22 protein-coding genes and 1 pseudogene are annotated in these 23,220 nt (G+C 42.7%); 13 read left to right on the forward strand and 10 right to left on the reverse strand.

The annotated features are described in order from the left end of the window. From L0659_RS07835 to L0659_RS07865, 8 genes and pseudogenes are all read left to right on the forward strand, one after another. Positions 1 to 382: pseudogene (locus tag L0659_RS07835) on the forward strand (hypothetical protein); the annotation flags it as partial. A 178-nt stretch (positions 383 to 560) separates the two neighbouring features. Next, positions 561 to 983 (forward strand): response regulator, encoded by a 423-nt coding sequence (locus L0659_RS07840; protein WP_235125267.1) that lies wholly within the window; start codon positions 561 to 563, stop codon positions 981 to 983. Between the two features lie 422 nt (positions 984 to 1,405). Then, positions 1,406 to 5,779 (forward strand): PAS domain S-box protein, encoded by a 4,374-nt coding sequence (locus L0659_RS07845; protein ID WP_235125269.1) that lies wholly within the window; start codon positions 1,406 to 1,408, stop codon positions 5,777 to 5,779. Between the two features lie 216 nt (positions 5,780 to 5,995). Beyond that, positions 5,996 to 6,430: a response regulator gene (locus tag L0659_RS07850; RefSeq protein ID WP_235125271.1), complete on the forward strand. Its 435-nt coding sequence runs from the start codon at positions 5,996 to 5,998 to the stop codon at positions 6,428 to 6,430. 485 nt (positions 6,431 to 6,915) lie between these two features. Then, positions 6,916 to 7,953, forward strand: coding sequence for a fatty acid desaturase (locus L0659_RS07855; protein ID WP_235125272.1), 1,038 nt, complete (start codon positions 6,916 to 6,918; stop codon positions 7,951 to 7,953). Between the two features lie 158 nt (positions 7,954 to 8,111). Further along, on the forward strand, positions 8,112 to 8,462 hold the full coding sequence (locus L0659_RS07860; protein ID WP_235125273.1) for a hypothetical protein: 351 nt from the start codon (positions 8,112 to 8,114) through the stop codon (positions 8,460 to 8,462). A gap of 64 nt (positions 8,463 to 8,526) precedes the next feature. Next, the gene (locus tag L0659_RS26305; RefSeq protein WP_255727066.1) at positions 8,527 to 8,712 is read left to right on the forward strand and encodes a transaldolase family protein; all 186 of its coding nucleotides are present in this window, start codon (positions 8,527 to 8,529) and stop codon (positions 8,710 to 8,712) included. Then, positions 8,645 to 9,229: a transaldolase family protein gene (locus tag L0659_RS07865; RefSeq protein WP_255727067.1), complete on the forward strand. Its 585-nt coding sequence runs from the start codon at positions 8,645 to 8,647 to the stop codon at positions 9,227 to 9,229. Before L0659_RS26305 ends, L0659_RS07865 begins: the two co-directional genes overlap by 68 nt. A gap of 7 nt (positions 9,230 to 9,236) precedes the next feature. Here L0659_RS07865 and L0659_RS07870 read toward each other — a convergent pair whose 3' ends face one another. From L0659_RS07870 to L0659_RS07885, 5 genes are all read right to left on the reverse strand, one after another. Beyond that, positions 9,237 to 9,518, reverse strand: coding sequence for a hypothetical protein (locus L0659_RS07870; protein WP_235125274.1), 282 nt, complete (start codon positions 9,516 to 9,518; stop codon positions 9,237 to 9,239). 105 nt (positions 9,519 to 9,623) lie between these two features. Continuing rightward, positions 9,624 to 9,917, reverse strand: coding sequence for an RNA polymerase sigma factor (locus L0659_RS26510; protein WP_409018839.1), 294 nt, complete (start codon positions 9,915 to 9,917; stop codon positions 9,624 to 9,626). Positions 9,918 to 10,906: 989 nt separating this feature from the next. Further along, positions 10,907 to 11,866 carry a PAS domain-containing protein gene (locus tag L0659_RS07875; protein WP_235125275.1) on the reverse strand — a complete coding sequence of 320 codons (960 nt, stop codon included), beginning with the start codon at positions 11,864 to 11,866 and terminating at the stop codon, positions 10,907 to 10,909. A 35-nt stretch (positions 11,867 to 11,901) separates the two neighbouring features. Then, positions 11,902 to 13,074, reverse strand: a complete 1,173-nt coding sequence (locus L0659_RS07880) for a PAS domain S-box protein (protein ID WP_235125276.1) — start codon at positions 13,072 to 13,074, stop codon at positions 11,902 to 11,904. Positions 13,075 to 14,184: 1,110 nt separating this feature from the next. After that, on the reverse strand, positions 14,185 to 14,667 hold the full coding sequence (locus tag L0659_RS07885) for a hypothetical protein (RefSeq protein WP_235125277.1): 483 nt from the start codon (positions 14,665 to 14,667) through the stop codon (positions 14,185 to 14,187). 527 nt (positions 14,668 to 15,194) lie between these two features. Between L0659_RS07885 and L0659_RS07890 the strand changes: the two genes are divergently transcribed. Next, complete coding sequence (locus L0659_RS07890; protein ID WP_235125278.1) at positions 15,195 to 15,416, forward strand: JAB domain-containing protein; 222 nt, start codon at positions 15,195 to 15,197, stop codon at positions 15,414 to 15,416. A 79-nt stretch (positions 15,417 to 15,495) separates the two neighbouring features. Here the strand turns inward: L0659_RS07890 and L0659_RS07895 are convergent, their stop codons facing one another. Then, entirely contained in the window at positions 15,496 to 17,103 is a 1,608-nt protein-coding gene (locus L0659_RS07895) for a reverse transcriptase domain-containing protein (RefSeq protein WP_235125279.1), read from the reverse strand. A gap of 544 nt (positions 17,104 to 17,647) precedes the next feature. Here L0659_RS07895 and L0659_RS07900 point away from each other — a divergent pair. Further along, complete coding sequence (locus L0659_RS07900) at positions 17,648 to 18,790, forward strand: WYL domain-containing protein (RefSeq protein WP_235125280.1); 1,143 nt, start codon at positions 17,648 to 17,650, stop codon at positions 18,788 to 18,790. A gap of 126 nt (positions 18,791 to 18,916) precedes the next feature. Here the strand turns inward: L0659_RS07900 and L0659_RS07905 are convergent, their stop codons facing one another. Then, positions 18,917 to 19,342: a helix-turn-helix transcriptional regulator gene (locus tag L0659_RS07905; RefSeq protein WP_235125281.1), complete on the reverse strand. Its 426-nt coding sequence runs from the start codon at positions 19,340 to 19,342 to the stop codon at positions 18,917 to 18,919. A 181-nt stretch (positions 19,343 to 19,523) separates the two neighbouring features. Here L0659_RS07905 and L0659_RS07910 point away from each other — a divergent pair, with 181 nt between their 5' ends. Next, the gene (locus L0659_RS07910) at positions 19,524 to 19,799 is read left to right on the forward strand and encodes a hypothetical protein (protein ID WP_235125282.1); all 276 of its coding nucleotides are present in this window, start codon (positions 19,524 to 19,526) and stop codon (positions 19,797 to 19,799) included. Between the two features lie 52 nt (positions 19,800 to 19,851). On the opposite strand, the gene L0659_RS07915 is transcribed toward L0659_RS07910, so the two are convergent. Together L0659_RS07915 and L0659_RS07920 are read right to left on the reverse strand one after the other, a co-directional pair. Next, positions 19,852 to 20,670 carry a hypothetical protein gene (locus tag L0659_RS07915; RefSeq protein ID WP_235125283.1) on the reverse strand — a complete coding sequence of 273 codons (819 nt, stop codon included), beginning with the start codon at positions 20,668 to 20,670 and terminating at the stop codon, positions 19,852 to 19,854. 58 nt (positions 20,671 to 20,728) lie between these two features. Next, positions 20,729 to 20,908: a hypothetical protein gene (locus tag L0659_RS07920; protein WP_235125284.1), complete on the reverse strand. Its 180-nt coding sequence runs from the start codon at positions 20,906 to 20,908 to the stop codon at positions 20,729 to 20,731. A gap of 325 nt (positions 20,909 to 21,233) precedes the next feature. Here L0659_RS07920 and L0659_RS07925 point away from each other — a divergent pair, with 325 nt between their 5' ends. Then, on the forward strand, positions 21,234 to 22,157 hold the full coding sequence (locus tag L0659_RS07925; protein ID WP_235125286.1) for an abortive infection system antitoxin AbiGi family protein: 924 nt from the start codon (positions 21,234 to 21,236) through the stop codon (positions 22,155 to 22,157). 141 nt (positions 22,158 to 22,298) lie between these two features. Continuing rightward, positions 22,299 to 22,823, forward strand: a complete 525-nt coding sequence (locus L0659_RS07930) for a DinB family protein (protein WP_235125287.1) — start codon at positions 22,299 to 22,301, stop codon at positions 22,821 to 22,823. On the opposite strand, the gene L0659_RS07935 is transcribed toward L0659_RS07930, so the two are convergent. Continuing rightward, positions 22,748 to 23,209, reverse strand: coding sequence for a hypothetical protein (locus tag L0659_RS07935; protein ID WP_235125288.1), 462 nt, complete (start codon positions 23,207 to 23,209; stop codon positions 22,748 to 22,750). The genes L0659_RS07930 and L0659_RS07935 overlap by 76 nt on opposite strands. Positions 23,210 to 23,220: the final 11 nt, after the last annotated feature.

Raw genomic sequence — 23,220 nt, forward strand, 5'->3', positions numbered from 1 at the left:
AATTGCCAAACGCGTACTTAGCGATTTGCCAGCCGTCAATTCGCTAGGCGACCAGGTGCCTTTCAATTGCCCGGGCTGTGGTGGCGTGCTATGGAAAGTGGACAAAGGCCCCTTGACACGCTACCGCTGTCACACAGGTCATGCCTATACTGCGCAAGCCTTGATCGCCGAGCAGACCTTAAAGATCGAAGAGACGATGTGGACAGCCCTTCGGATGTTTGAAGAAAGGAGAAATCTTTTGACCACGTTTGCTAAGGAACAGTCCGGGGCAATCAAGAGATCGGCGCTCGAAAGGGCAGAACTGTCCCAGGTACATATTGACCGGATTAAAGCAATCCTGCTTGCTGATGACAAGGGAACTGCTCAGGGCACACCCACTTAACTAATCTCAAAAACGTCGGGTAATTCTTGAGACTTACTTCTGTTCCCGAGCAAATCAATTTGCATGGGAACCCTGTGCGTAGAATGAAACCAGGAGCTTGAAATGTTGACGGACCTTAACAGAAAGTTGTTTTCTCATGCACTCTGGCAGGATTTTACAATTGATTAGTAAACGCTAAATGGAAAACGGACCAATTCTATATGTAGGGGGAGATGAAGATGACCGGTACCTGGTCAAAGATGCGCTCGAATCAATTGGTCGAACTAGCAAAGTGATCAACTTTGACAATGGACAGGCGCTAATTGATTATCTTAATAGCTGCAAGGAAAGGCCCTTTATAATACTATGCGATTTGTACCTTCCGCAAATGACCGGTCTAGAATTAAAGGAAGTTATTAATGCTGATGACAATTTGAAGCGAAGGACAATCCCATTTATATTTCTTTCTGAATCAGTAAATCCTAAGGATGTCGATGATGCATACATGTCACTGGTTCAAGGCTTTTATGTAAAAGCCACTACTTACGAAGCCTTGAAAAATCAGCTTCGGGCTATATGCGAATACTGGGAACTTGCTACTTTACCTGGTGAAAAGGTGTAGTTTTCTTGAATACAAGATTAAATCTTTCTATCAGGTTTAATCTATACTTTGTTTTTATAATCAAAGGACGAAAGTACAGTTCTTGACTTTTTGTTTACGATGGCAAAGTTGTAATCAGTACATGACAGAAACAGATGTATTCTGGAAAGCAATACAACTTGGCGCAGTGAATTATTTTGCAAACAATCACTTTGGATGGTTTGCTGGACAATCCCGCAATTTACTGTTTGGTACATCAATTTATTAAAATAAAGATAGTTGGCACAAAAATTTAAGATCACTTTAATCATTTAACAATCACGTCGGTAGACAACATGGGCTACTTTATGAGTAATAAACCATTTGCTATTATGCCTGCCATGTAGGATAATTGTTTTGGTGCCAGTTTCTTGTTCAGTCCCCGCCTTTACAACAGCGACTTTATGGGAAATGTTGCCAACAATGATTCAGATAAGCTTTTTCAAGGACCAGGCGAAATGCGCGCCGTTTGTCGGGCGTTTGACTGGTCACATACTGTTTTAAGGGCCAGCAGGCATTGGCCACAATTCCTTCGAGCATCGGTTCAATTAGTATTAGCTTCCCCTTTTCCCGCCGTCATTCTCTGGGGAAAAGAGCTAATTCAAATATATAATGATGGCTACCGAGAGCTGATGGACGATAAACACCCATTAGGACTTGGCCAGCCCACCCAGCAGTGCTGGCCTGAGGTATGGCATATCAATGAGCCCATTTACAAGCGGGTGTGGCAGGGTGAATCCTTTCGTTTTGATGACGCACTATACCCGATTAATCGTTCCGGTCACTTGCAAGACGCTCTGTTCACCCTCGCATATAGCCCGATATTTTTAGATTCAGGTGAAGTTGGTGGTATCTTGGTGACGGTACTGGAAACAACACGCCAGGTACAAGAGAAGAAAGATGATAAGCAGGCATATGCAGATAGTGAACAGCGGTTTGCCCACTTAGTTGCAGCTACCTCAGAAATCGTTTACATGATGAGCCCTGACTGGCGGCAGATGGTCCAGTTGATAGGAAAAGATTACTTGACCAACACCGCTTCGCCCAAAGGAAACTGGCTGGAAGAATACATTCCGCAGACTGAGCGCGAGCGCGTCCAGGCAATCATTCAACAGTCCATCGAGGGAAAGACGCCCTTCGAAGCTGAACACCAGGTTTTTCGTCGGGACGGATCTGTGGGCTGGATTTTTTCCCGGGCTATCCCCATTTTTAATGATGCAGGCGACATCCATCAATGGTTGGGGGCAGCTAGTGATGTTACTGAGCGAAGACAGGCAGAACAGCGGTACCGTACGCTATTTAACTCAATTGATGAAGGTTTCTGCTTATTAGAACGTGTTGACACCAATCAAATAGATTTTCGCTACATGGAAGCCAACCAGGCCTTTTCCAAACATACAGGGGTGGGAGCAGTAGTTGGTAAAACGATCAGGGAAGCCTTCCCAAAAGCTCCCCATGAAGCTTATGCCCTTTACGAGGAGGTCTGGCAAACTGGCCAATCGGTACGTACCATCCTGGATATAAAAAGTATTGACCGCATTATTGAGCTATTTGCATTTCGTGTTGAGCAAGGTGCAAACAGGCAGTTAGCGGTCATATTCAAAGATGTTACTGAAAATAGGCGTCATCAAATGCATCAGACCCTCTTAGCCGATGTAAGCCAAGAGCTGGCCAATTTAGATAATGCCGACAAAACGATGGAAGTACTTGGTAGCAAAATTGCTAACCATTTCGGGAATTCTAGAATCGCCTTCAGCCAGGTAGGCAAGCAGGGCATTACCGTAGAATATGATTGGCATCAGCCAAACTTATTGAGTATGCGGGGCATATACCCGGTCGAACTTTTTTTGACAAAAGATTTCCACCAGGCTTGTGGTGAAGGTAAGATGCATGTTATTGGTAATACTGATTTGGATTCTGGCGCCAATGAACAATTAATGACAGAGATGAATGTCGTCTCACTTGTTAACATTCCATTACCGCGGCAGGGACGTTGTCACTTTTGTATGACAGTGATGGATAAAGCACCCCGTCACTGGCGTGAGGATGAAATTAATTTGATGCGTGAGCTTGCCGAACGCATCTGGGCACGACTCGAACGCATGCAGGATGAAGAAGCCTTGCGACAGGCGGAGAAGCGTCTAAGGCTTGCCACGGAAGCTGCCGATATGGCGACCTGGGAGTGGCAATTGGATACCAACCAGATTTATTGGAACGAAGAGCATTTCAGGATATTTGGTCTCGAACCCCAAAGCGGGCCAGTCAAACCCGAGCTGTTCTTTGGGCACGTTCACCCTGATGACCGTGAGCGCATAGGTGCCCAGCTGCAAGCAGCCCTTGATAAGGACGAGTTATTTGATGCGGAGTTTTGCGCCGTGCTACAAGATGGTTCTACCCACTGGATGAGTGGCTACGGGCGTGTGATGGAGAAAGTGGATGACCAGCCTGTCCTAATGAGTGGGGTCATGTATGACATTACTGCCCGCCGCCAGGCAGAACAAGCCCTTAGTGAATCCGAAGAACGCTTTCGTGCTTTTGTGACGTCAACCTCGGATGCAGTATACCAGATGAGCCCTGACTGGCAGCAGATACACCATTTGGTAGATAAGTCATTTCTTTTGGATACAGCAACAAAGAGCTCCAGCTGGTTGCAAAAATATATACCAGTAGAAGACCATCCCTTTGTACAGGAGGCTATCAACAAAGCGATCGATAGCAAGGCACCTTTTGAGTTAGAGCACCGTGTCATTTTGGCTGGAGGGGACATAGGCTGGACATTCTCGCGCGCGATCCCCAAGCTTGACCACCGGGGTCAGATCATTGGATGGTTTGGAACTGCCAGTGATATAACCGGTATCAAGCACTCCCAGCAGGCTCAGCGCGAATCTGAATTGCAATACCAAATTTTGTTCGATTCAATTGACGAAGGCTTTTGTGTCATTGAAGTACTCTTTGATCAGCAAGGAAAGGCGATCGATTACATTGTTTTGCAAGCCAACCCTGCACTTGTCCGGCAGACCGGGCTCGTTGGTGTTGTCGGGAAGACGATGCGAGAGCTGGCCCCAGCCCATGAAGAGTTCTGGTATGAAACCTATGGGCGTATTGCCAAGACAGGCCAGCCGGCCCGTTTCGAGCATGAGGCGGCCGCCTTAGGGTACTTCTATGATGTTTATGCATTCCCTATTGGCCCGGCTGGTCAAAACCAGGTTGCTGTTTTGTTTAATGACATCATGGATAGAAAGAAAACCCAGCAAACCCTGCAGGCAAGCCAGGCCCGCCTGGCTGCTATTTTCCAAAGTTTGCCTGTGGCGGTTGGAGAATTTGACCATGACGGCAAGGTTGTAATTGCCAACAAGGTGATGGACCGCTATCTACCCAATGGACTTATGCCCTCCATGGATGAAACCCGTCATGATCGCTGGCTTGCGTATAATGCAGATGGTACCCGCCTAGAGCGTAGTAATTTCCCTGGTGCCCGGGCCCTTCGTGGAGAGCGGGTACTTCCACCCGTTGAAATGCAATATCGACAGGAGGATGGCAGTGTGATATGGACGCATGTGGCAGCAGTGCCTCTGGTTAACAACCACGGCAAGGTTACCGGTCAAGTCACCATCATTACGGATATAGATGAACTGAAATCGGCTGAAAGTGCACTGCAGCAGGCTGACCGGCGCAAGGACGAGTTCCTGGCCATGTTGGCCCATGAGCTAAGAAACCCCATGTCTACAATACGAAACGGGTTGTCGGTGCTGTCCCTGACGGGCGTAGGTACAGATCCCGTTACAGAGCAGACCGTTACTTTAATGGAGCGCCAGGTAAACCACCTGGTGCGATTAGTGGATGATCTGCTTGATGTAAGCCGCATTACCCAAAATAAAATAGAGCTTAAAAAGGAGTATATTGAACTGGGGAGGCTGGTATCTGATGCGGTTATGGCGATTGGTGGCCAGTATGCATCGGTGGGCAAGCAATTGCACCTGACACCTTTTACAGAACGTCTATACGTCCAAGGCGATATCACACGGTTAAGCCAGGTAGTCACTAATCTTTTGACAAATGGCCTTCGCTATACAGGTGAGCAGGGACAGGTTTGGATAAGTTTGACCAAGCAAGAGGGTCATGCATTGATCCGGGTTGCAGATAACGGAATTGGACTTACAAAAGAGCAGCTTAGCTCGATTTTTGATCTATTTGTACAAGCTGACAATTCGCTGGCCCGTTCGCAGGGGGGATTAGGCATCGGTCTTACCCTGGTGCAGCGCCTGGTAAAGATGCACGGCGGGCATGTAGAGGCGCGCAGCAATGGATTAGCCCAGGGAAGCGAGTTTTTGATCTACTTGCCGATGGAAGATAGACCATCAAGCGCCAAAGGTATAACTGGTATTAGCAGTGGCCAGCAGCTGCGCGGGCAGCGGGTCCTGGTTATTGATGATAACGTCGATGCTACCATACTGGTTACACTACTTTTACAGTTAAAAGGGTTTGAGGTAGAGAGTCGTAAAAGTGGCTTGGAAGGGATTAGAGCGGCCGAAACAATAATGCCAGCCGTAATCCTATGCGACATTGGCATGCCAGAGATGGATGGCTATCAAACAGCAAAAATGATCCGCCAGCAGCCCTGGGGCAAAAACATTCCGCTGATTGCCCTGACAGGCTATGGTCAGCAGGAAGACAAGCAGCTAGCCCAAAATGCGGGCTTTGATAGCCACCTTATTAAGCCGGTTGATGTGAAAGAACTTATCTTATTGATCGATGAACTTACAAGCAAAAATGGTTAGAGTTCTTTGTTACCAGCAATATTATATCAGTTGAGAAAGTGTTAGGTAGGTATGATTGAAGCTTATGGCGATTAATAGATGTAATATTTGCTAGAACGTTGATTATGTCATAAACGAATGTAACCCACTTTGCTTAGTGCCATGGTAGATCAAAAATTACTAGGTTATACACACTTTTTTCCAGTATTTAATCAAACATCAGAATAGTAAGGGGTTATGAATAAAAAAGGACCTATTGTAATTATAGAAGATGACATGGACGATCAGGATATCCTGTCGGAAATCTTCAACGAATTGAATTATAAGAATGAGCTGGTCTTCTTTGGGGATGGTGTACAAGCCTTGGAGTACCTGACAAATATAGATATTGAACCTTTTCTTGTCCTTTCTGACATAAACATGCCCAAATTAAATGGGATGGAATTATATGAGAAAATTCATAATAATGAAGACTTGAGATTAAAATCCATCCCATATCTTTTCTTTTCTACAAGTGCCGAACAAAAGTATGTCATCGATGCGTATTCCAGGTCGATTCAAGGATTCTTTATCAAACCCAGTAATTATGATAGATTAAAAAAAATGATAGTAAAAATTGTAGAGTACTGGCACGAATGTGAATCACCCAACTATATCAAAAATGCTCAATAGTGAAAAAATGTAGGGAAGGTACTGGAATGAATATTACAACAATGGAAACAATGAATGGCACCGAATGGCTACCAGGCGATACCGGGACTGAAATACAGAAATTTTGGAAGGAATTTTAGGAAAATCCTGCTGAAATGACCGGCCTGCAATTACTTATCGATTTGCAACCTGCTATTAAAAATGGCTCCCACTCTTGGCGTCCGATCTCTGAGAACGGGATAACATTCACACAAGAAAGTAGTGATATTAGCGGTGTAAAATTGGTTACAAGTCTAGCTTGTTTCCCCTGTCAAGTGAAGCACACATATGGTTTGAACATGCCATGGGTGAGCAACGTAATTTGGTTTAAAGGTGCTTCAATCTCGCGTGCAGCTTTTTTGCTGCCTGTCTGGGAAATCAATAAAAGTTTGCTGTAAGAAGTGCTGATGGATCGATAATTGCTAGGTAAGCCTACTTTCAACAGATCCGGCACTAATTACTAATTTATGGCATTTATAGACAACGTATTACAAGCCCCATCATACGGGTGGTCTGACCAAGCGGGTGAGCTAATCAAACCAAAGGCAAGTCAGATCTTCGAGGAGTTTTTTAGAAGGCTGAATGTCTTCACAGACCGCCGAAACTGGCTCCCGCTAATGAGTTGGGTAAAAGTACTGTGCATGGTGCCCCTGTTGATGCTATTTATATTTGAGTTTTTTAGCTTGCCTTTACTAGCCGCAGCATTCATATACAGTATGATCATTATGGGAACGCATGGCACAATCTGGCATCACAGATATTGTACCCATGGGGCGTATAAGTTTAGCAGCAAGTTCTGGCGCTTTGCTACGCAGAACTTAACCGTGAGCATGATTCCCGAAGAGATCTATGTGGTCTCCCATCACGTTCACCATGCCAAATCAGACCAGCCTGGCGATCCTTATAATGCGCAGGCTGGGTTTCTATATTGTTTTCTGGCCGATGTCAACCATCAGCCTATTGCCAAAGATTTGAGCTCGGCAGACTACAACCGTGTTAAACTGTTGATGAAACATACAGGTGTAAAAGCCAACAGCTACGCACAATACCTCAAATGGGGATCTTATGTTAATCCTGGGCGTGCGCTGGCAGCATGGGCGATCAATTGGTCGTTTTGGTACGGAGCTTTTTATCTGGCAGGGGGGCATGCACTGGCATGCTGTCTTTTTGGTGCCGCAGGTTTCTGGGCTGTAGGGGTGCGGACCTTTAACTATGAGGGACATGGAAAAGGCAAAAAGGTGCAAGTGGATGGTGTAGACTTTAACAAAAAAGACAATTCTATTAATCAAATCTGGCCGGGCATCGTCGCTGGTGAATGGCATAACAACCATCACTTGTACCCTAAGAGTGCACGCAGCGGCTTTCAACCGCATCAGATTGATTTGGCCTGGTACTATATTAAGTTTATGCACCGGATTGGTGCTGTAAGTACTTACAGAGATTCAAAAAAGGATTTTCTCAAACAGCACCATGGGCCTTACCAGGAAAGTCAACAACAAATTTGACAAGAACTGGCAGGTGCGATAGGCTGACAACATCGATTACTCCGCCATAAACTTACCGAAGCATTGCCTCTATAAATCTCTCACTGTGACCAACACAAATGTGGTAGTTAACGAATGCTTGATCTCAACCGGCCATTTCGGCCAAAACAATAAAGATTATGAAAAGCCTTGCTGATACAACAGAATTAATGGAAAATACGATTAGTATGTTGATGGGTAGCGATGCGACGGTTATGACCGGGCCTGCAATAGCAATCACTGATCAGTGGATTCTGCTACTTTCCGAAAGTGAAACTACGGCTGATATTGCCGCACAACTGCAAGAGCTGAAAAATTTGATTCAAACGGATCCTGATAATTCGGAAAGCATTACTGGTCAATTGACCGCAATCGCTGAAAATGTTTTATTGATCGCGCCGGAAATCGGCGCAGAAGGAGAAATGCCGTCACTGCTGGCAGCTTTGGCAACCGCATTGCGGTCAGTTTCCGGCACGATTGACGAAGAATGAATACTCGCATTTAATACTCTAAAAACAGATTTGAATATGGACAATAATAAGGTAAAACAAATACATGATTTTGGCCAGAGCATCTGGTTGGATTTCATTGACCGCTGGCATTATTGCCATCGGGACAGCCATCAGCGAGGGAATTAATGTGAATGTTACCTTGCTTTTCAGCCTTAAACGTTATGAAGCAGTCGTGGAAGCATTATATTTCAGGACTGGAAAAAAGGGATCAACAGGGCCTGCCCATTAACCAAATTTCTTCTGTTGCCAGCTTCTTTTTGAGCCGTATCGACATCTTAGTAGATCCGTTTTTAGAAAAAAATGCGCTGAGCGATCTGTGCGGGCAAGTTGCCATTGCATCTGCGAAAACAGCCTACCAGATCTACAAAAGACTGTTCAGCTCTGAGCGTTGGAAAAAGTTAGCTGAAAAAGGTGCAGTCGCGCAGCGGTTGCTGTGGGCGAGTACCAGCAGTAAGGATCCTGCTTTCAAAGACACCCGGTATGTGGAAGCACTCATCGGACCAGACACGGTCAATACCATTCCGCTGCAAACGTTGGAAGCATTTCGCGACCACGGCAATCCGGCAAGCCGCCTGGAAGAAAACTTGGACAAAGCAGCATCTATTTTGGAAAAAATAAAGGTCGGCGGGATTGATATGGAAGCTGTGGCTGTCCAGCTCGAAAATGAGGGAATAGACAAGTTCACCGAGCCTTTCCAGAAACTGCTGGATGCAATTGATAACCAGAAAGAACAAGCAGGAGTTTAATCTAAGATTAATCTCCGTCGCAGTATGCCTGCTCATTCCTGAATGTCGGGTTATGATCAGGCATATTTATAGAATCGCTTCCTAAAACCTGTGTTCCAAAACGTTTCAGACCAACTATATGGGCCTCTAAGGCAATCAGTAGTATCAGCTTTTCAAGGTAAGCCAACCCAAATTTAGCAGCGGTCTGTTTTACCGTCCGAGCAATGTCAGAATAATTTACATAGCAGATCTTAGTAAACCAATGGTGCTCGATCTGATAATTTAACCACCGATATACTAGTCTAGCCATTTATTATCAGGGATCAAAGAATGTGACAAATTGACAATGCGCTTTGTATTATCGCAATCTATGTTGAGTTATAAATTATATCTGTGGAGCATATCACAAGAATGTTCAATCGCCAAGCTGCGATATCTTAGCTCGATCCATTGCTTTCTGTCGTGCAATGCGGAGTGCCCAATTAAAAACCGACCCGCTCTTACTATCATACGAACGTATATTTTGCCAGAATTCGATGAAAGTCTCATGCAGAACTTGTTGGGCTATTATTTGGTCCGGGATTATGTTGCAAATAATACCATACAGCCCAGGGGAGGAATAATCATAAAAATACTCAAATGCAGTTCGCTGATTGGCTTTAAGCGCGAACACCAACTGCTGCTGGGTGAAGTTAATTTCATCGCGCATATTAATTTTGAATGTCCTTGTATTTACTAAAACAACTATGCCATTGTTTGTAATGTATTGAAATACAAATATTTGTGTTAAACTTGGTTTGTTGCTTTACACACTAAGTGTTGAACGCCATGGCGTAAAAAGGGATGATTATAAATTCACTGGTATCAATTGCCAGGTGCATGTTTCTAAAAAGGGCGATGGGCTGATACAATCACTTGATAAGCTCTATCCAGCACAGCCCACTATGGTTTTCCTGAACATGAATATGCCTTTGAAAAACGGCTTGGAATCGCTGCAAAAAATCCGTCAATCCTTTGCCTATCAATCCCCAGTCTTTCTGCTTTCCACATCAACGAGCACAAGCGCAATTGATACGGTGTGTAAATTACGAGCAATCGGATTCTGTGAAACGGCACAGTTTTCGAAAATTCAATATTCTTTTTTGTGAAAGCTGACTTTGCAATGCTCCTTACTCTGACAGGTGCGGAGCATTTGTTTTCCAAATAGGCCTACATTGCTCAAACGGTAGTGTTCTTTGCCAATCAAAGCGATTTTTTATAGCCAATAATTTTTCAATAGAAACTTATAAATTAACTGGGCAGCGCACATCTTTTCCAGTATTGCATAATTATTATGATAGTGTCAAATAATTCATCAAGAGAATTCCGCTTCACAAAAAACCATTTACAGATGAGCTGTATGCATTGATCACATTTCTTTGATCGATAGCGAATTTTGCTACACCGAAAGTGACTAAAATGGATAGTGTCAGTAAACGATTGCGAGAATAATAATTTAGACAGCTTGTCTGAAAACTAAATTAGCAAAGGGCGTATATCAACGTCCGTTTATTTAAGAGAATGAGGTGAATTGTTAATCTGGAGTATAGCAAATTATTATAAGATGTCCTGTCATCTAGTATAAGTAGCTGGTTTGTAATTTGCGCTTATCAGCAGATCACGTCCGGCTGTCTTACACTTATGGTTAATAAGTGGTAGCTACAATATAGATGTCCCGTCCGGAATGTTTTTGGTTTTGCCGGAAATCTTCTTGATTGCGTCGTCAAGTTCGTTTGCTGCAATAAGCAGATAATCAAGCAACGTTTGCCGTTCGTCAATGTAGGTGTCTGCGTCTGTGATCATCGGAACAAGCCCCATAATCCTGGCAAGGGGAGCCCTTACAACATGTGATTGTATCTGTGCTATTTCTTGAAGTTTTGCATTTTGCTCTTCAATCGCATGGATGTAATTGTACCTTTCGGTCATATCTGTTGCGATGACAATTTTTGTAGCTTTACCGTGATAGCTGAGCATGTTACTGCGGGTTTCAACCCACATCAGCGAGCCATCTTTTTTCCTATGTGTGAACATTTCATGGATAAACAAACCCGGCACATTTGCCTTTTCATTTTCCATGACCATCTGCATGCTTCCAGAGTCTTGGCGAAAGAAGATATCCTTAATTGTCATGTTCCGGAACTCAATCAGGCTATATCCGTAAACGCTTATTGCAGCTTCATTCACGTCCAGGAATTGCAGTGTTTCCGAATCGAAAACCCACATGGGCAATGGGCTCAAATTAAAGAGCTCACCGTAATTCCGCTCTGATTCTTCTAGGGCTAATACCGTCTGCTTTCGTTCTGTAATGTCCTTGAAATAGACTGAAAGTACGTTTGTCGACGGATAAGCGCTTACTTCGTACCATTTTCCCAATGGTAAATAAAAATCTTCGAAATGAACGGCCCTTTGGGTGTCAATGGCTTGCTGATACATGATGTTCGACTGAGAGCCAATAGCATCAGAAAATACATCCCATAGGTGGTAGCCCACGGTTTGGGCTTTTGTTTTGCCTAATACTTTTTCCGCCGTTTTGTTCCAGTAACTGATAGTCCAGTTCTGGTCTATCGCAAAAAACGCATCGCCGATACTTTCAAGAATAATATTCTTTTCTTCGTACAATCTCCGTACTTCAAGTTCGGCGGTTTTAATATTGGTTATATCCTGTAAACTTCCGTAAATACGGAGACATACACCCTGAATGCACTCCGACTGTCCGATGATGCGGATCCACCGAGATTCCCTTCGGCAGTGACCATCTGCACTTCAAGATCAAAGGCTGTGCTATCTTCCCTGGCCTGCTGGTAAGCTTCGGTAACGGCGTTGCGTGAGAACCCTTCCTTGAAAAAACTCAGTGCGTGATCAACAGTGGGAATATAGTCTGGCCCTACGTCGTGGATCTGCCTGGTCATATTGGACCAAAATATCCGGTTGTTCACCAGATCGGTATCATATATCCCAATCTTAGCAAGTATTGATGTACTGTCCAGCCGTTCTTCAAGCGCCTTTTTATCCGTAATATCAGAGGAAATGCCAATGATACCTGTTATTTTCTGGTGCTGATCATAAATAGGCGAATTGGTAATTGCAGCAGGAAAATGCCTTCCGTTTTTATGCTGGGCCTTGAATTCACCCGTCCATGCCCGACCTGCTTTCAGGACAGCCATTATTTCTCTGGCGTTATCCCGGGATTCGATAGAGGGGATTAGGTTCATGATATTGGCATGCATTGCTTCATGAGCAGTCCACCCATAAATTTGCTCGGCAGCCTTGTTCCAAAAAATGACTTGACCTTTCAGGTCCGTGGCAATGGCGGCCTGTCCGATGGTATCTAACAAGTTAGCCTGAAAAGCCTTCTCCCTGAGTGCTGTGCCGTTTTGATTCGATAAAAGGTCCGCCGCTTTTTTTTCGCTAACGGCCAACCCATCTATAAAGGCCTGCTTCTCTTGCTCGTGTTGAGAGTTCTTCAATGCCAGGCGGATAGCAATAGGGAGCCTGCCTAGCCGATCTTTAAGAATATAGTCATCCGCGCCTTTGCTGACCAGCTCAATGGCCGACTCCTCGGACAACTCCGATGCAATTATTATCATTGGAATCCTTTTACTATACTTACCACAAGCATGTAATGCTTCTTGGCAACTAAAAGAGGAAATTGGATGGCCTGCGAGGATAATGTTTACAGATAAGTCTTCTAACGCAGTTTTGAACCCCGCCTGTGAAACAACCACCAACAGTTGATAGTTAATGCTATCATATGTTAAAATCTCCCTGATACGTTGCGCATCCGTTGGATCGGTTTCAAAATATAAAATTTGTACAGGGTCATCCATTTCTTACACCAACTTGCCGCGTTAACGTAGTTTATCAACCTGGGGGCATTTAAAATTTCTAAACACTCAGGTTGTAATATAGCATTATTATTTGGTGTTTGAACGGATTATGGCTCGTGCCATAATTTGAAGAATTACTGAACATTATCATAAATTTTTCATCCAACTTCAAAACATAAAAAACACATGTAGGGAGAAAGTGGACAACTTTATAAAAATGAAATTATTGCAAAATGCGGATTGCTATTTAATACAGTAGTATACTTTATAGATTTTGTTTATGCCAAAATCCTATGAAATTAATCGGTGGTTTTTCCGTACTCCGGCATTCGACTGCCATGCCGTTACAAGTTGACCAAAAACACCAGACAATTGGTACAGATTAGTAGTTCATGAAATCTAATTACTGTATACTAGGCGAATTGACCTTAAACTGTACTATCAGTGATTTGTAGGTATCTCGATTACGAACGAATGGCAGACAAACTTGTAGTTTTGATGCTTCGAGAAATCTGAGCTTTGAAACTGAATTCCATGGGAAGATGTTGGATGCACGCCCGGATTAACATAAAGAAACGAAAGATTTGGACTGATGAACTTACCAACACGGGTCTGACATATTATTCAAACAGGCATTTTCATACTTAACTTTACGGTCCTTTGTAACGATTAGCCAGCAAGAACGAATTCATGGATGTGATGAGTTGTTTGCTAATCTCCAATGCAGCATTATATCTCACGTAGATACCTGTATTTTGACTGAGGTAATATTTGGAGTGTAACTGTACCGACATTTGCTGGAAACGCTTGAAGATCGTATCTTTGAACAAGAGAAAAGATGTTCTAAATGTAACTTTCAAATTGAGAGGCAAATTCGGGACTGCTGCATTTCATGGGATTGTAAGTATTTGAAAATAAATCGGTTACTGTTAGGGTTCGACTCCCTGCATCTCCACTTCAACAAGTTTCAAAACATCAAAACGCCCGTAGATAAATGATTTACGGGTGTTTTATGTGATGCTAAATCTCTCAAATCTTTCAACGTCTAACAAAAGCAAAGGGACGAATTCAAGCCCGAAGGCCCGGGAGCGCAGGAGAGCGGGCTCATCATTAAACCTCCTTCCACAACTCCTCTAGCCCTACAGCACTGAGGTTGATGAAGCCACATTTTGCAGATTCCGAAGTGGTCATATTGTTGATCGCCTCACGGAACGGCGTGCCTTTGACGGCAGAAAAATCTTTGATCAATATTTGGATCAGGAAAATCAGATCCCGCTTTTCGTAACCTTTTTGGTATGCTTCTCTGATGCTGGTTCTCAGCTGAGAGCTGAGCTCTTCCACCTTGGCAAACAAGGCTTCATTTTGACAGGGTTGCTTTTTTACTTCAACAGGTTCAGCGGTTTCTTCCGGCTGACTTGCATGTGGTTTGCTTATTGGCGGCGGCTTTTCTGGCCGCTCCCAGAACCGGGATTTTGAATTGAGCAGTGCCCTGATGTCCCGCCGGTAATATCGGATGCTGATGGTTACATAGTAGATCACCACTGCGGCACCCACTGCAAGAAAGTAGCCTGTCCAGGATAAATGCGTTGCCATAACTCGTGTTGTTTTAAGGTTGCTGCTGCATCGATTACCTGACAAAACAACACTCAAAACCAAGGCTCTTCAAGTACAACTTTTTCTTGTACCCATGCCGCTACCATTGTACCCCAATGATTATCAATCATATATAAAACGAAATTGTGACAAGCCTCACCAAAATTCATGAAGAATGCTCAAATGTCCGACAGAGTTTCTTGTATCAATGATGCCACAAAGTTAGGCACGGGGGCTGCGGGGCGTAGTGGAAATTCCGGCATAAACACCGGGGCGCGTAGCCCGGCATGAATGCCTGTCTGCCCACCGGCCTTCCTTTATTCCGTTGCTTCCACTACTAACTTGACCAGTGCCAGAATGAAGCGCCATAATTCATTCAATCACTTCAAAATCAAGATAATTATGGAAAGCTTCGCGAATGTCTCAAACTTGTATCAGGTAGCAGAAATTGAGCTGATCTACAAAACCAAAGTGCAGGCACTCAGCATCCTAAAATAGCATCGTCGACAGATGCATACAATGTGCTGATGCAAAGCTGGAACCCTGACAGACTTGAATTTATTGAAGAGTTCAAGATATTGCTATTGAACAATGCCAGCCGCGTGCCAGGTATTTTTGAAGTTTCCAAAGGTGGGATTTCAGGCGCAAATGCTGATGTAAGGATTGTTTTTGCAGCAGCTTTGAAAGCCAGTGGAACAGGGATTATCCTGGCATATAAAATCATCGCTGTGTGTAACTTGTCAGGTTAGGCTACTGAGAATTTGAGATTAGCGAGTGAGTTTAACCTCACTGGCAGTCATTAGTTAAACTGATCTATTTCATATTAACTCATAGCATACTTTTATCCTTGTCGCGTAAGTGTCGACTTTGTGCTTGATTAAATATTGTGTTATGCTTTTTCAACTGATCTTTGATTGCCGGTTCATCAAGAATTAAACTTGCTTTATTGATGTAGGAAAAATAGTTAGTATTATGCTCCTTGTCTTGTTCATACTTTACAAATGAGAAGGAGGAGTCAATATCCTTTCTTAGTCTAGTTCCTCGTATAGTTTCGTCAGCTTTCCGAAGATTTAGTTGGCTATATTTTCGTCGAAGCCGACGACGGAAAATTACTGGCTTTTCACTATCACTCGAAATTTGTATCTTCTTAGCTCTTCGACATTTCCTTTTAACTGAAAAGATCATTCTTCGATAAAACTTAGCCAAATTAGCAGATTTTACAAGTGTCATGTATCCATAGAATTCAAAGCCCAAATAGGCCAACGGTTTGTCTATTGTACATTTATCTTCACTAATATGTATACAGGATATCCTTTCTTTGGTAGGACTGATTGTAATTTTTCTAAATAGGTATTCCTCGGTTTTTGCCGTACTAATTTCAACTAGGCTCGCCATGATAGAATTTGTTACAAAATCCGTAACCTCTTTCTTGTGTTCTGGCTGGCAAATTATCATTATATCATCAGAATATCGACGATAAAATCCGTTAAGCTTTGTAACGATGTTTTGTAGAATGCTTTTGTCGAAGTTGAGTAAATAGAGATTTGCTAAAACAGCACTTATTGGCAACCCTTGCGGAATTCCAACGGTTTTTCCGTCCTTTCTAAATGGATTTTTGTACACTCTAATTTCTTTTCGACGTATTGCGTCTTTCAACGCGCTGGTTGATTCATAAAAAGCTTCTCGTCCAGTATTCTTTCTAATGCTTGCTAGTTTTTTTTCATCAAATCCAGTCTTCTTTTTTCCTCTTGTCCAACTTTCGCGTAACTCGTCCTTCAATATATATCGTATGTCAGTTGATGCTTTGAAAACATTATAATGAGCAGCGTTAAGCCTAGGCACGTCTAATAAGTTGCGCCAGCTTTTCTTTAATTCATCATGGTCGATTTCGTTAAAAAAGCTTTTGATGTCAAACATCAAGACAGAACACCCGTTATTTGCTCTCTCCGTGATTTCTTTGAATGCCTCGTTTGCAAAGTGGATAGTACTTTTTCCTTTGCTTAACAGATCAGATGGGTCAATTGGAATTTTTCGGTAGGCGGTTATACACTCACTCAATCCCGGAAATTTTGTTAATTCATTTTCGTAAAGTTCCTGGAGAACCGAGGCGTAGTAACCGAATATTAAAGAGTCAATGTGTGTGGAATAATGAAGTGGCCTTAATTTGGCGCTTCGCTTTACTTCACCTTTAATTAAGTGAGCATGTCCCCGGATTTTTGGAAAAATTGGAGATTTTTTAAACTTTCTCTCTTTTATGACGGAATGAACAAGGGGAAAGAACGCATGTTTTTCAACATACAGAGGACTGGTAACTTGCGAGTATATTTTGTAAATATTTTTGCCAACATTAAGCTTTGGCGTAATATGTATGTATCCTCTACTTCGTAACCAAGACGGTCTATCTTTATAAAGATCTATCATAAAAAGGCTCTGCATGCCCGGCGTAACGGACTTTGCTTGACAAACATACTTGCTTTCGCAATGGTCAGTACCCAATAACTGAGTCACGCAATATATTTCAATTCAATACTTAAATTAACAAGTAAACTCACAACAACATTTACCATGATATTGCTTATTCAAATAATAATTCGTATATTAGAAGTGTGCATGAATTGCATCCTTGAAGAGATAATAGCTCACTCACTGTTTATCCTACAATCGATTGTAGGAGGAATGGTGAAGCTCTTAACGGGTCAAGAAGAGCAAATTCAATACAATCTCCCGCCTGTTATTCTATTTCAAATAATCAGTGAGTCCAATTCTAAATAGAAGTTGGCACTTTTCGACCAATTCCAAATGTCTGTCGTCCTCAGGCAGCAGAGCCTTTACAAATCTACATCATTTTGTACTAAATCAATAATCATATATTTGATATCGGAATATTTGATAGTAGTTGCAATGCTTTTAATTATAATAATAGTTATGTTAGCGTATATTCTTGCTGGACCAGGAATTCGTACGTCATAACTATTGTACAATGTCGTTTAATAAATATGCTCTTGGTGACATAATTTCCCTAAATGCACATCCCTACACTACTACACTTTTAAACTCGATCATAAGTGGCGATGCAACAATGCTACCACCTCTCATGGTTATAGTTGAAGCTTTTATATCACGCAAAAAGGTTGAAAATTCCATAAAGTATAAATGTCTTTGGTTCTCATCGAAATCTCAGAAGTTCTCTGACGGTCTGTTTTTTGAGGATGAACTTCATTTAATAGAAGCACGTGGTAATTCTGTATGTCCCGCATTCTTGCAACGAGGTGATTCTGTGTTTTTTAGAACTCTAACTCTTGAAACATTTAAAAAGAAGTCGTCTCAGAGTTTTGATGATTATAATTTACGTGATGGAAGTGGTTCAGTACATGTGTCTGCTCTCCTGTCTTTTACATCGCCGATTTTGCAAGTTACTGAAGTAGTCGGCTCCAAGGAGCCTCGTCCTTCAATTGACAAGAAATCTGGTGAAATTTTGAGTGTTGCTTCCAAGTCACTTGTGAAATGTCGATTCTATGATTCGTCCGGCGATCGATTTGCTGTGGCAGATATTCCAATTGAGGCATTGGAGGTAGTGGACATTGTCCCTACCCAAGCCCTAGAGGAGGTTAGCAGAGCAATCATTGAATCTTATTCAATGTATTATAAATCTCACTATGTGAAAACGATCATTCGGCCTATTGCTCTTATTTATCGGAATGGACGCTACTATGTAAGAGCGGAAGATTATGTAAAATCTAAAATTTTGGAATTTGATGTCGATTCTGTTACAACCTTTGTTACTATTAGAAATCCATATTCTCAGGAGTTACCATCATTTAATTTAGCGGCGCAGCCACTCTCCGGTAATCCAGATTACATTCAAAAAGAATATGTTGATGCTATAAAACAAGCAACCGATGCAGGTTTATACCTGAGAATTAAGTACAAGAATAGAAATGAAGAGATTACTGAAAGGGCAATTAGGGAATGTCAGGTATTAAGTGTCAGGGTTGGGGAGCAAGATGTATTATATCTGACTGCTTATTGCTGTCTTAGAAATGCAATGAGATCCTTTCGACTGGCTCGAGTCCAATCTGTGAAAATTATCAAACTAGATTTAAGCCTCAACGCTGTTGTTTGACATAATTCCACGGCACATAGCGGTGGAATCGCATATAGTACGACTTTGGGAGCTCAATCAGCATGAATCGAGTTAGATCAACTTAGTCTCTTGCTGCATTTAATTGTTACGAAATTTGGCATATCCTTACTTCCCCCCAATCAACCTCTCCAACCGCCCCATCATCTCATCCTTCTCCTTCAACATCCGCTCATATAAAGCAATCTTCTCATCATGAAGCTGAATCATTTTGTCGATCGGGTGAATTGTAGAATTATTGAAAACCGAGGCTGGTTGAACACAATTATCGAAAGTGTTATTTGATATAATGTTGATAGCCTGTTGTTCATCAAAATTCCGAATCGCTTCTGCTGGAATTTTCAAAATTGCCGCAACCTGTTCCAAAATATCCGAATCGATCTGTTCCTTTTGTTCTAGGAGAGAAACTTTTTGCTGGTTCCAGTCTTCGCCTAGCTCGATAGCGAGCGCTTCCTGTTTTACGGCCAGCATCTCCCTGAAACGCTTCAAGTTACGGCCTTCATGTATCTTCGGATCGGAGGTAGTATGTGCCATGTGGAAAGGGTGTTTGGTTAAAAAAGGCAATTTATATAAATCTCCCGGGAAGTGCTCGGATATCTTACATGCATTGCAATGTATGTTACCGCGGCGATGGTGTTGCGTACTGTCCGAAAGAGTGAGTGTTTTGCAAAGAACTAAAATGCAAGATTTTTACCACACTCTTAACATTAACAAAATGGACACACAACTGCTGACGCATAGTCCACACTCAGACATTGATTCCGAAGACTCGGTGTCGGCCGACCGTCTCTATCGCGCCTGCGGCCGGAAAGTTAAAGATCTTCTCAGCCAAAGTGACGCCGAGACTTGGATCGAAGACCTTTGGGATGTGTATACGAGCTTCACCTTTTTCAGCCAGGAAGCCGGTTATGCTCCGAGAGGTCACAACAGGTTTGTTTCTTTCAAAGGGCTGGTATTTTTCTTCCAGGATGTTGGAAAGATGAAAGCTTAACTTTTTATGGAAAGGCAATCGGCTCTAAGCCGGTTGCCTTCCTTTTAAATCCTCAGTTGGCAGCCAATACGTAGTTGTACAAGGTATTTTTGTCTTCGTAGACAATCGTGAAAGAGTCATTATCATACCTTGTAACACGATATCGTATCTCTTTGCCTTTGTTTAGTTTGCCAATAACATAGAACAGTTTCCCATCCACAGCGACGTCACTAAGCTCAAAATTTCCTCGGAATGAAATTTCAGAAGCGTCTTTTGCATTACTGTAAAGTGTGATTTTTTCTCGGCCTTCAAACTTCTTCTTTCCGGAAATGAGTTTATCAAATCCGGACTTTTCTGGCAAAATATTTGAATAAGCTACGCCTGAAAGGCTGGTTTCCGCCGCTTTACTTACCCAATACCCATGTTGGGCACCTGCCGAATTTAGCTGCGTCATATATACGATGTTCGCACCCATCATAGCGGCTTGAATTTTTAGTTTCTTGAAGGCCCGGTCTTTTATGCGTTCCATCCCAGTCATTGTAGTGCCGCCCTGTGCCTTAGCGCTAACATCACCAAGTTTATACAAACCTTTAACTTCACCTTCAACTTGGGATATGGACACCAATTCCCAATCTTTAATACTATTGACTTTTTTGAAATTGGTGGTTTCGGAAAAGACTTGAACCCTTCCTGATTTGAACACAATCTTTTGGATCGAGTTCTTAAAGATGCTGTTAGCAATATCTTCTTTTGGGTAGGTGAACTTTACCGCGTCGACACCGACTTCTTTGATTTCAACCGCTAGCTTCTCATTAGCGAGGTAAATAGTGTCTAGTTGAGCGAGACAAACTGATGTGATGAAGGAAAGAAGGATGGTAAATCTGATTTTCATAAAGATTAAAACTGATGGATAGGTTATAAGTGGTAACAAAGATAGATAGTTACTGGAATTAGTGAGAAAATCCGAACACATTCAGCGCGGCAAACAAATCCTCGTCAAAAACCACTTCCGGCCCGGCACTTTTCTTTTTCATATTCATAGCCTTCTCCACCTTTCGCCCGTACATTTCAAATGCCGAGGCAGGGTTCCGCACGTCGCATATAACCAGGTAATGAAGCTTTGCGGTCACTAAGTCGGCGGCAATGCCTCGTACATTTCAATAATCTGTGCCAGCTTCTTCCGCGAATACTTGTAAGACTCTTCAGTGGAATAGAATGCGGCACCCGTGTTGAACATTCCTGGACTGGATGGAAACCTGCTTCTCCGGCAGCTTGACGTAAATGGTGGGCTTCTCCGGTCCGGCCGGCGTGAAAAAGGGCACAGAGTCGCAGAATCTTCAAGTCAAGAATCTACAAAACAAAAAACAGTAATATGCCTGGTCTATCGCTATTTAGGCTATAATGTTAGTTTTGTGTTTTCTTTTTTATTGGCAAATTTGTACTAGACATTGCTTTATGCCGATTAGGTCCACCTCACTTTTTCACTACACTACTGGCGGTCTTCCTGCCATTAAGGGAATTTTGGAAACGGGTTTCCGAATATCTTACAACAAAGAAATAAACCCCCAAATTATTGGCCATTTTGGCAACAGCGATGGCTTGGGAATGGTGTTCGCGCCGGGAAATGTGGGTGTAAATTATCAGGGCATCAGGTATCAACATATTCCAATGGTATGCTTCTGTGATATAAGATTATCGGCTATTTCCGATCATTTAAAAACTTATGGGTTTGATGCAGGAGATAATATAAAACGTGCTTATGCTATTGGACTTACAAAAACATGGGGTCAGAAAAATGGCCTTAATCCAATACTGTACTTGGTGCCAGGAAGCGATTTGTCAACACAGATGGCTTCTGCTATTCAATATGCACCGGGAAATTATGATCAATTTGAGAATGGTAGACAGGCAGAAATTTATTCACCACCGAGGAGCATGGGAGATGGTTACATCAAGGAGGATAACAACGGGAATAAATTTCCTTTAACTTACTTGTATTCCAAGGTCATTGAGAGAGTTCAACTACAAGGATTCGGCCCTAGTGAAAAATTTACCAATAACTATCAGGATGAGAAGGAATGGCGATACATTCCCAAGGATGCTTCAATTATTGATCATTATGAATGGAATGCTTCAACCAGTAACAGATTTTTATACGATACCATGCGCACGAATGCATTGAAAGCAATTGGTGAAGCTAAATACCCGAATCTGACTTTTAATCACAGCGATATTGCCCACATAATTGTATCAAATGACGATGAAGTACTCGAAGTACATGAAGTTCTTGATAAGAAGTTTTCAAATTTAAGTCCAAAGGAAAGATCATTACTTTTCTCAAAGGTTAATTCGTTTGAAAGTATGTCCAGAGATTGGTGATAACAATTAGTGACAGTCGCCTATAACAGTGGGAAACCCGCCGAGCTGCTGAGTGGAAGATTTGATCACATCATAATGGGGATTCGGCTGTAATGCAGATGATTCTCGCGGAATACCGACCAGCCCCAAATCTTTTTCAAAATGACCGAGATAGAAATACTGGTAAATCAAACTTTAGATGCCTACGAATGGGTAAACAAGCTTTTCGCCGAAATACCACTCAACAAGTGGGAAATCATTCCTGATGTTATCGAATCGAATGTTAACTGGCAAGTTGGACATCTGATAGTCAGTCATTACTTCCATTCCGTGATGGTAATCAAAGGACATCAAATGGATATATTGCAAACGATACCTATGAGGGAATACAGCGATTTGTTTACTACGTCGGCCCCCATGCTCGCAATTGGAAAAATTAGTTCAGAAACACTTTTGGCAAACCTAAAAATGATGCAGCAAAAGTCGATAGAGATCCTGCGATCAGTTTCGATTTCGGAACTTAACAGTCCTTTGGAGCCAACTCCTACACCACACCCAATCGCAAAAACTAAGTTTGAGGCAATCGACTGGAATATCAAACACACCATGTATCACTGCGGGCAGATTGGCATTCTGAGTCGGGTAGTTGAGAAACGTTTTGATTTTGGGCTGAGGGTAGCAGAGTGAATTACTTCTTCGTCAGCTTGTACCTCAAATGCGTGGTAAGTTCGGACGGTATCACTTCCATGAATCCAGGGCTCGCGCTTTTCGTGCGTAAGCACATATACGTCGGCTTCATACAGGTCTTCCGCCCAGGCCACTTCGCCTTCCTCGAACATGCGCTTTCCCATAATGTACGAGCCTGTCCGGGCAAACACATCGTCGATTAATGTGCCATCGGTACCATCCTCCTGGCCGCCTTCCACCTTGATGTGTTTCCAGAATGCCTTTTGTTTGAACATCCATTGATGAAGTTTGCCCGAAGCGCCTCCCATCGGGTTTTGCGGACTTCTGTTGTCACCGGCGAAATAGCCATCGAGAGAAATCCCGCTGTCAAAGATTATTTTGCTCATGCTAACGCTGA

The organism is Dyadobacter sp. CY347 (assembly GCF_021502655.1).
Classification (GTDB): Bacteria; Bacteroidota; Bacteroidia; order Cytophagales; family Spirosomataceae; genus Dyadobacter.

What these genes read in the sequence shown, in the direction of transcription:
- L0659_RS07840 (WP_235125267.1), top strand. Translation starts at nt 561, where the DNA reads ATGGAAAACGGACCAATTCTATATGTAGGGGGAGATGAAGATGACCGG.
- L0659_RS07845 (WP_235125269.1), top strand. Translation starts at nt 1,406, where the DNA reads ATGGGAAATGTTGCCAACAATGATTCAGATAAGCTTTTTCAAGGACCA.
- L0659_RS07850 (WP_235125271.1), top strand. Translation starts at nt 5,996, where the DNA reads ATGAATAAAAAAGGACCTATTGTAATTATAGAAGATGACATGGACGAT.
- L0659_RS07855 (WP_235125272.1), top strand. Translation starts at nt 6,916, where the DNA reads ATGGCATTTATAGACAACGTATTACAAGCCCCATCATACGGGTGGTCT.
- L0659_RS07860 (WP_235125273.1), top strand. Translation starts at nt 8,112, where the DNA reads ATGAAAAGCCTTGCTGATACAACAGAATTAATGGAAAATACGATTAGT.
- L0659_RS26305 (WP_255727066.1), top strand. Translation starts at nt 8,527, where the DNA reads ATGATTTTGGCCAGAGCATCTGGTTGGATTTCATTGACCGCTGGCATT.
- L0659_RS07865 (WP_255727067.1), top strand. Translation starts at nt 8,645, where the DNA reads ATGAAGCAGTCGTGGAAGCATTATATTTCAGGACTGGAAAAAAGGGAT.
- L0659_RS07870 (WP_235125274.1), bottom strand. Translation starts at nt 9,518, where the DNA reads ATGGCTAGACTAGTATATCGGTGGTTAAATTATCAGATCGAGCACCAT.
- L0659_RS26510 (WP_409018839.1), bottom strand. Translation starts at nt 9,917, where the DNA reads ATGCGCGATGAAATTAACTTCACCCAGCAGCAGTTGGTGTTCGCGCTT.
- L0659_RS07880 (WP_235125276.1), bottom strand. Translation starts at nt 13,074, where the DNA reads ATGGATGACCCTGTACAAATTTTATATTTTGAAACCGATCCAACGGAT.
- L0659_RS07885 (WP_235125277.1), bottom strand. Translation starts at nt 14,667, where the DNA reads ATGGCAACGCATTTATCCTGGACAGGCTACTTTCTTGCAGTGGGTGCC.
- L0659_RS07890 (WP_235125278.1), top strand. Translation starts at nt 15,195, where the DNA reads ATGCAAAGCTGGAACCCTGACAGACTTGAATTTATTGAAGAGTTCAAG.
- L0659_RS07895 (WP_235125279.1), bottom strand. Translation starts at nt 17,103, where the DNA reads ATGCAGAGCCTTTTTATGATAGATCTTTATAAAGATAGACCGTCTTGG.
- L0659_RS07900 (WP_235125280.1), top strand. Translation starts at nt 17,648, where the DNA reads ATGTCGTTTAATAAATATGCTCTTGGTGACATAATTTCCCTAAATGCA.
- L0659_RS07905 (WP_235125281.1), bottom strand. Translation starts at nt 19,342, where the DNA reads ATGGCACATACTACCTCCGATCCGAAGATACATGAAGGCCGTAACTTG.
- L0659_RS07910 (WP_235125282.1), top strand. Translation starts at nt 19,524, where the DNA reads ATGGACACACAACTGCTGACGCATAGTCCACACTCAGACATTGATTCC.
- L0659_RS07915 (WP_235125283.1), bottom strand. Translation starts at nt 20,670, where the DNA reads ATGAAAATCAGATTTACCATCCTTCTTTCCTTCATCACATCAGTTTGT.
- L0659_RS07925 (WP_235125286.1), top strand. Translation starts at nt 21,234, where the DNA reads ATGCCGATTAGGTCCACCTCACTTTTTCACTACACTACTGGCGGTCTT.
- L0659_RS07930 (WP_235125287.1), top strand. Translation starts at nt 22,299, where the DNA reads ATGACCGAGATAGAAATACTGGTAAATCAAACTTTAGATGCCTACGAA.
- L0659_RS07935 (WP_235125288.1), bottom strand. Translation starts at nt 23,209, where the DNA reads ATGAGCAAAATAATCTTTGACAGCGGGATTTCTCTCGATGGCTATTTC.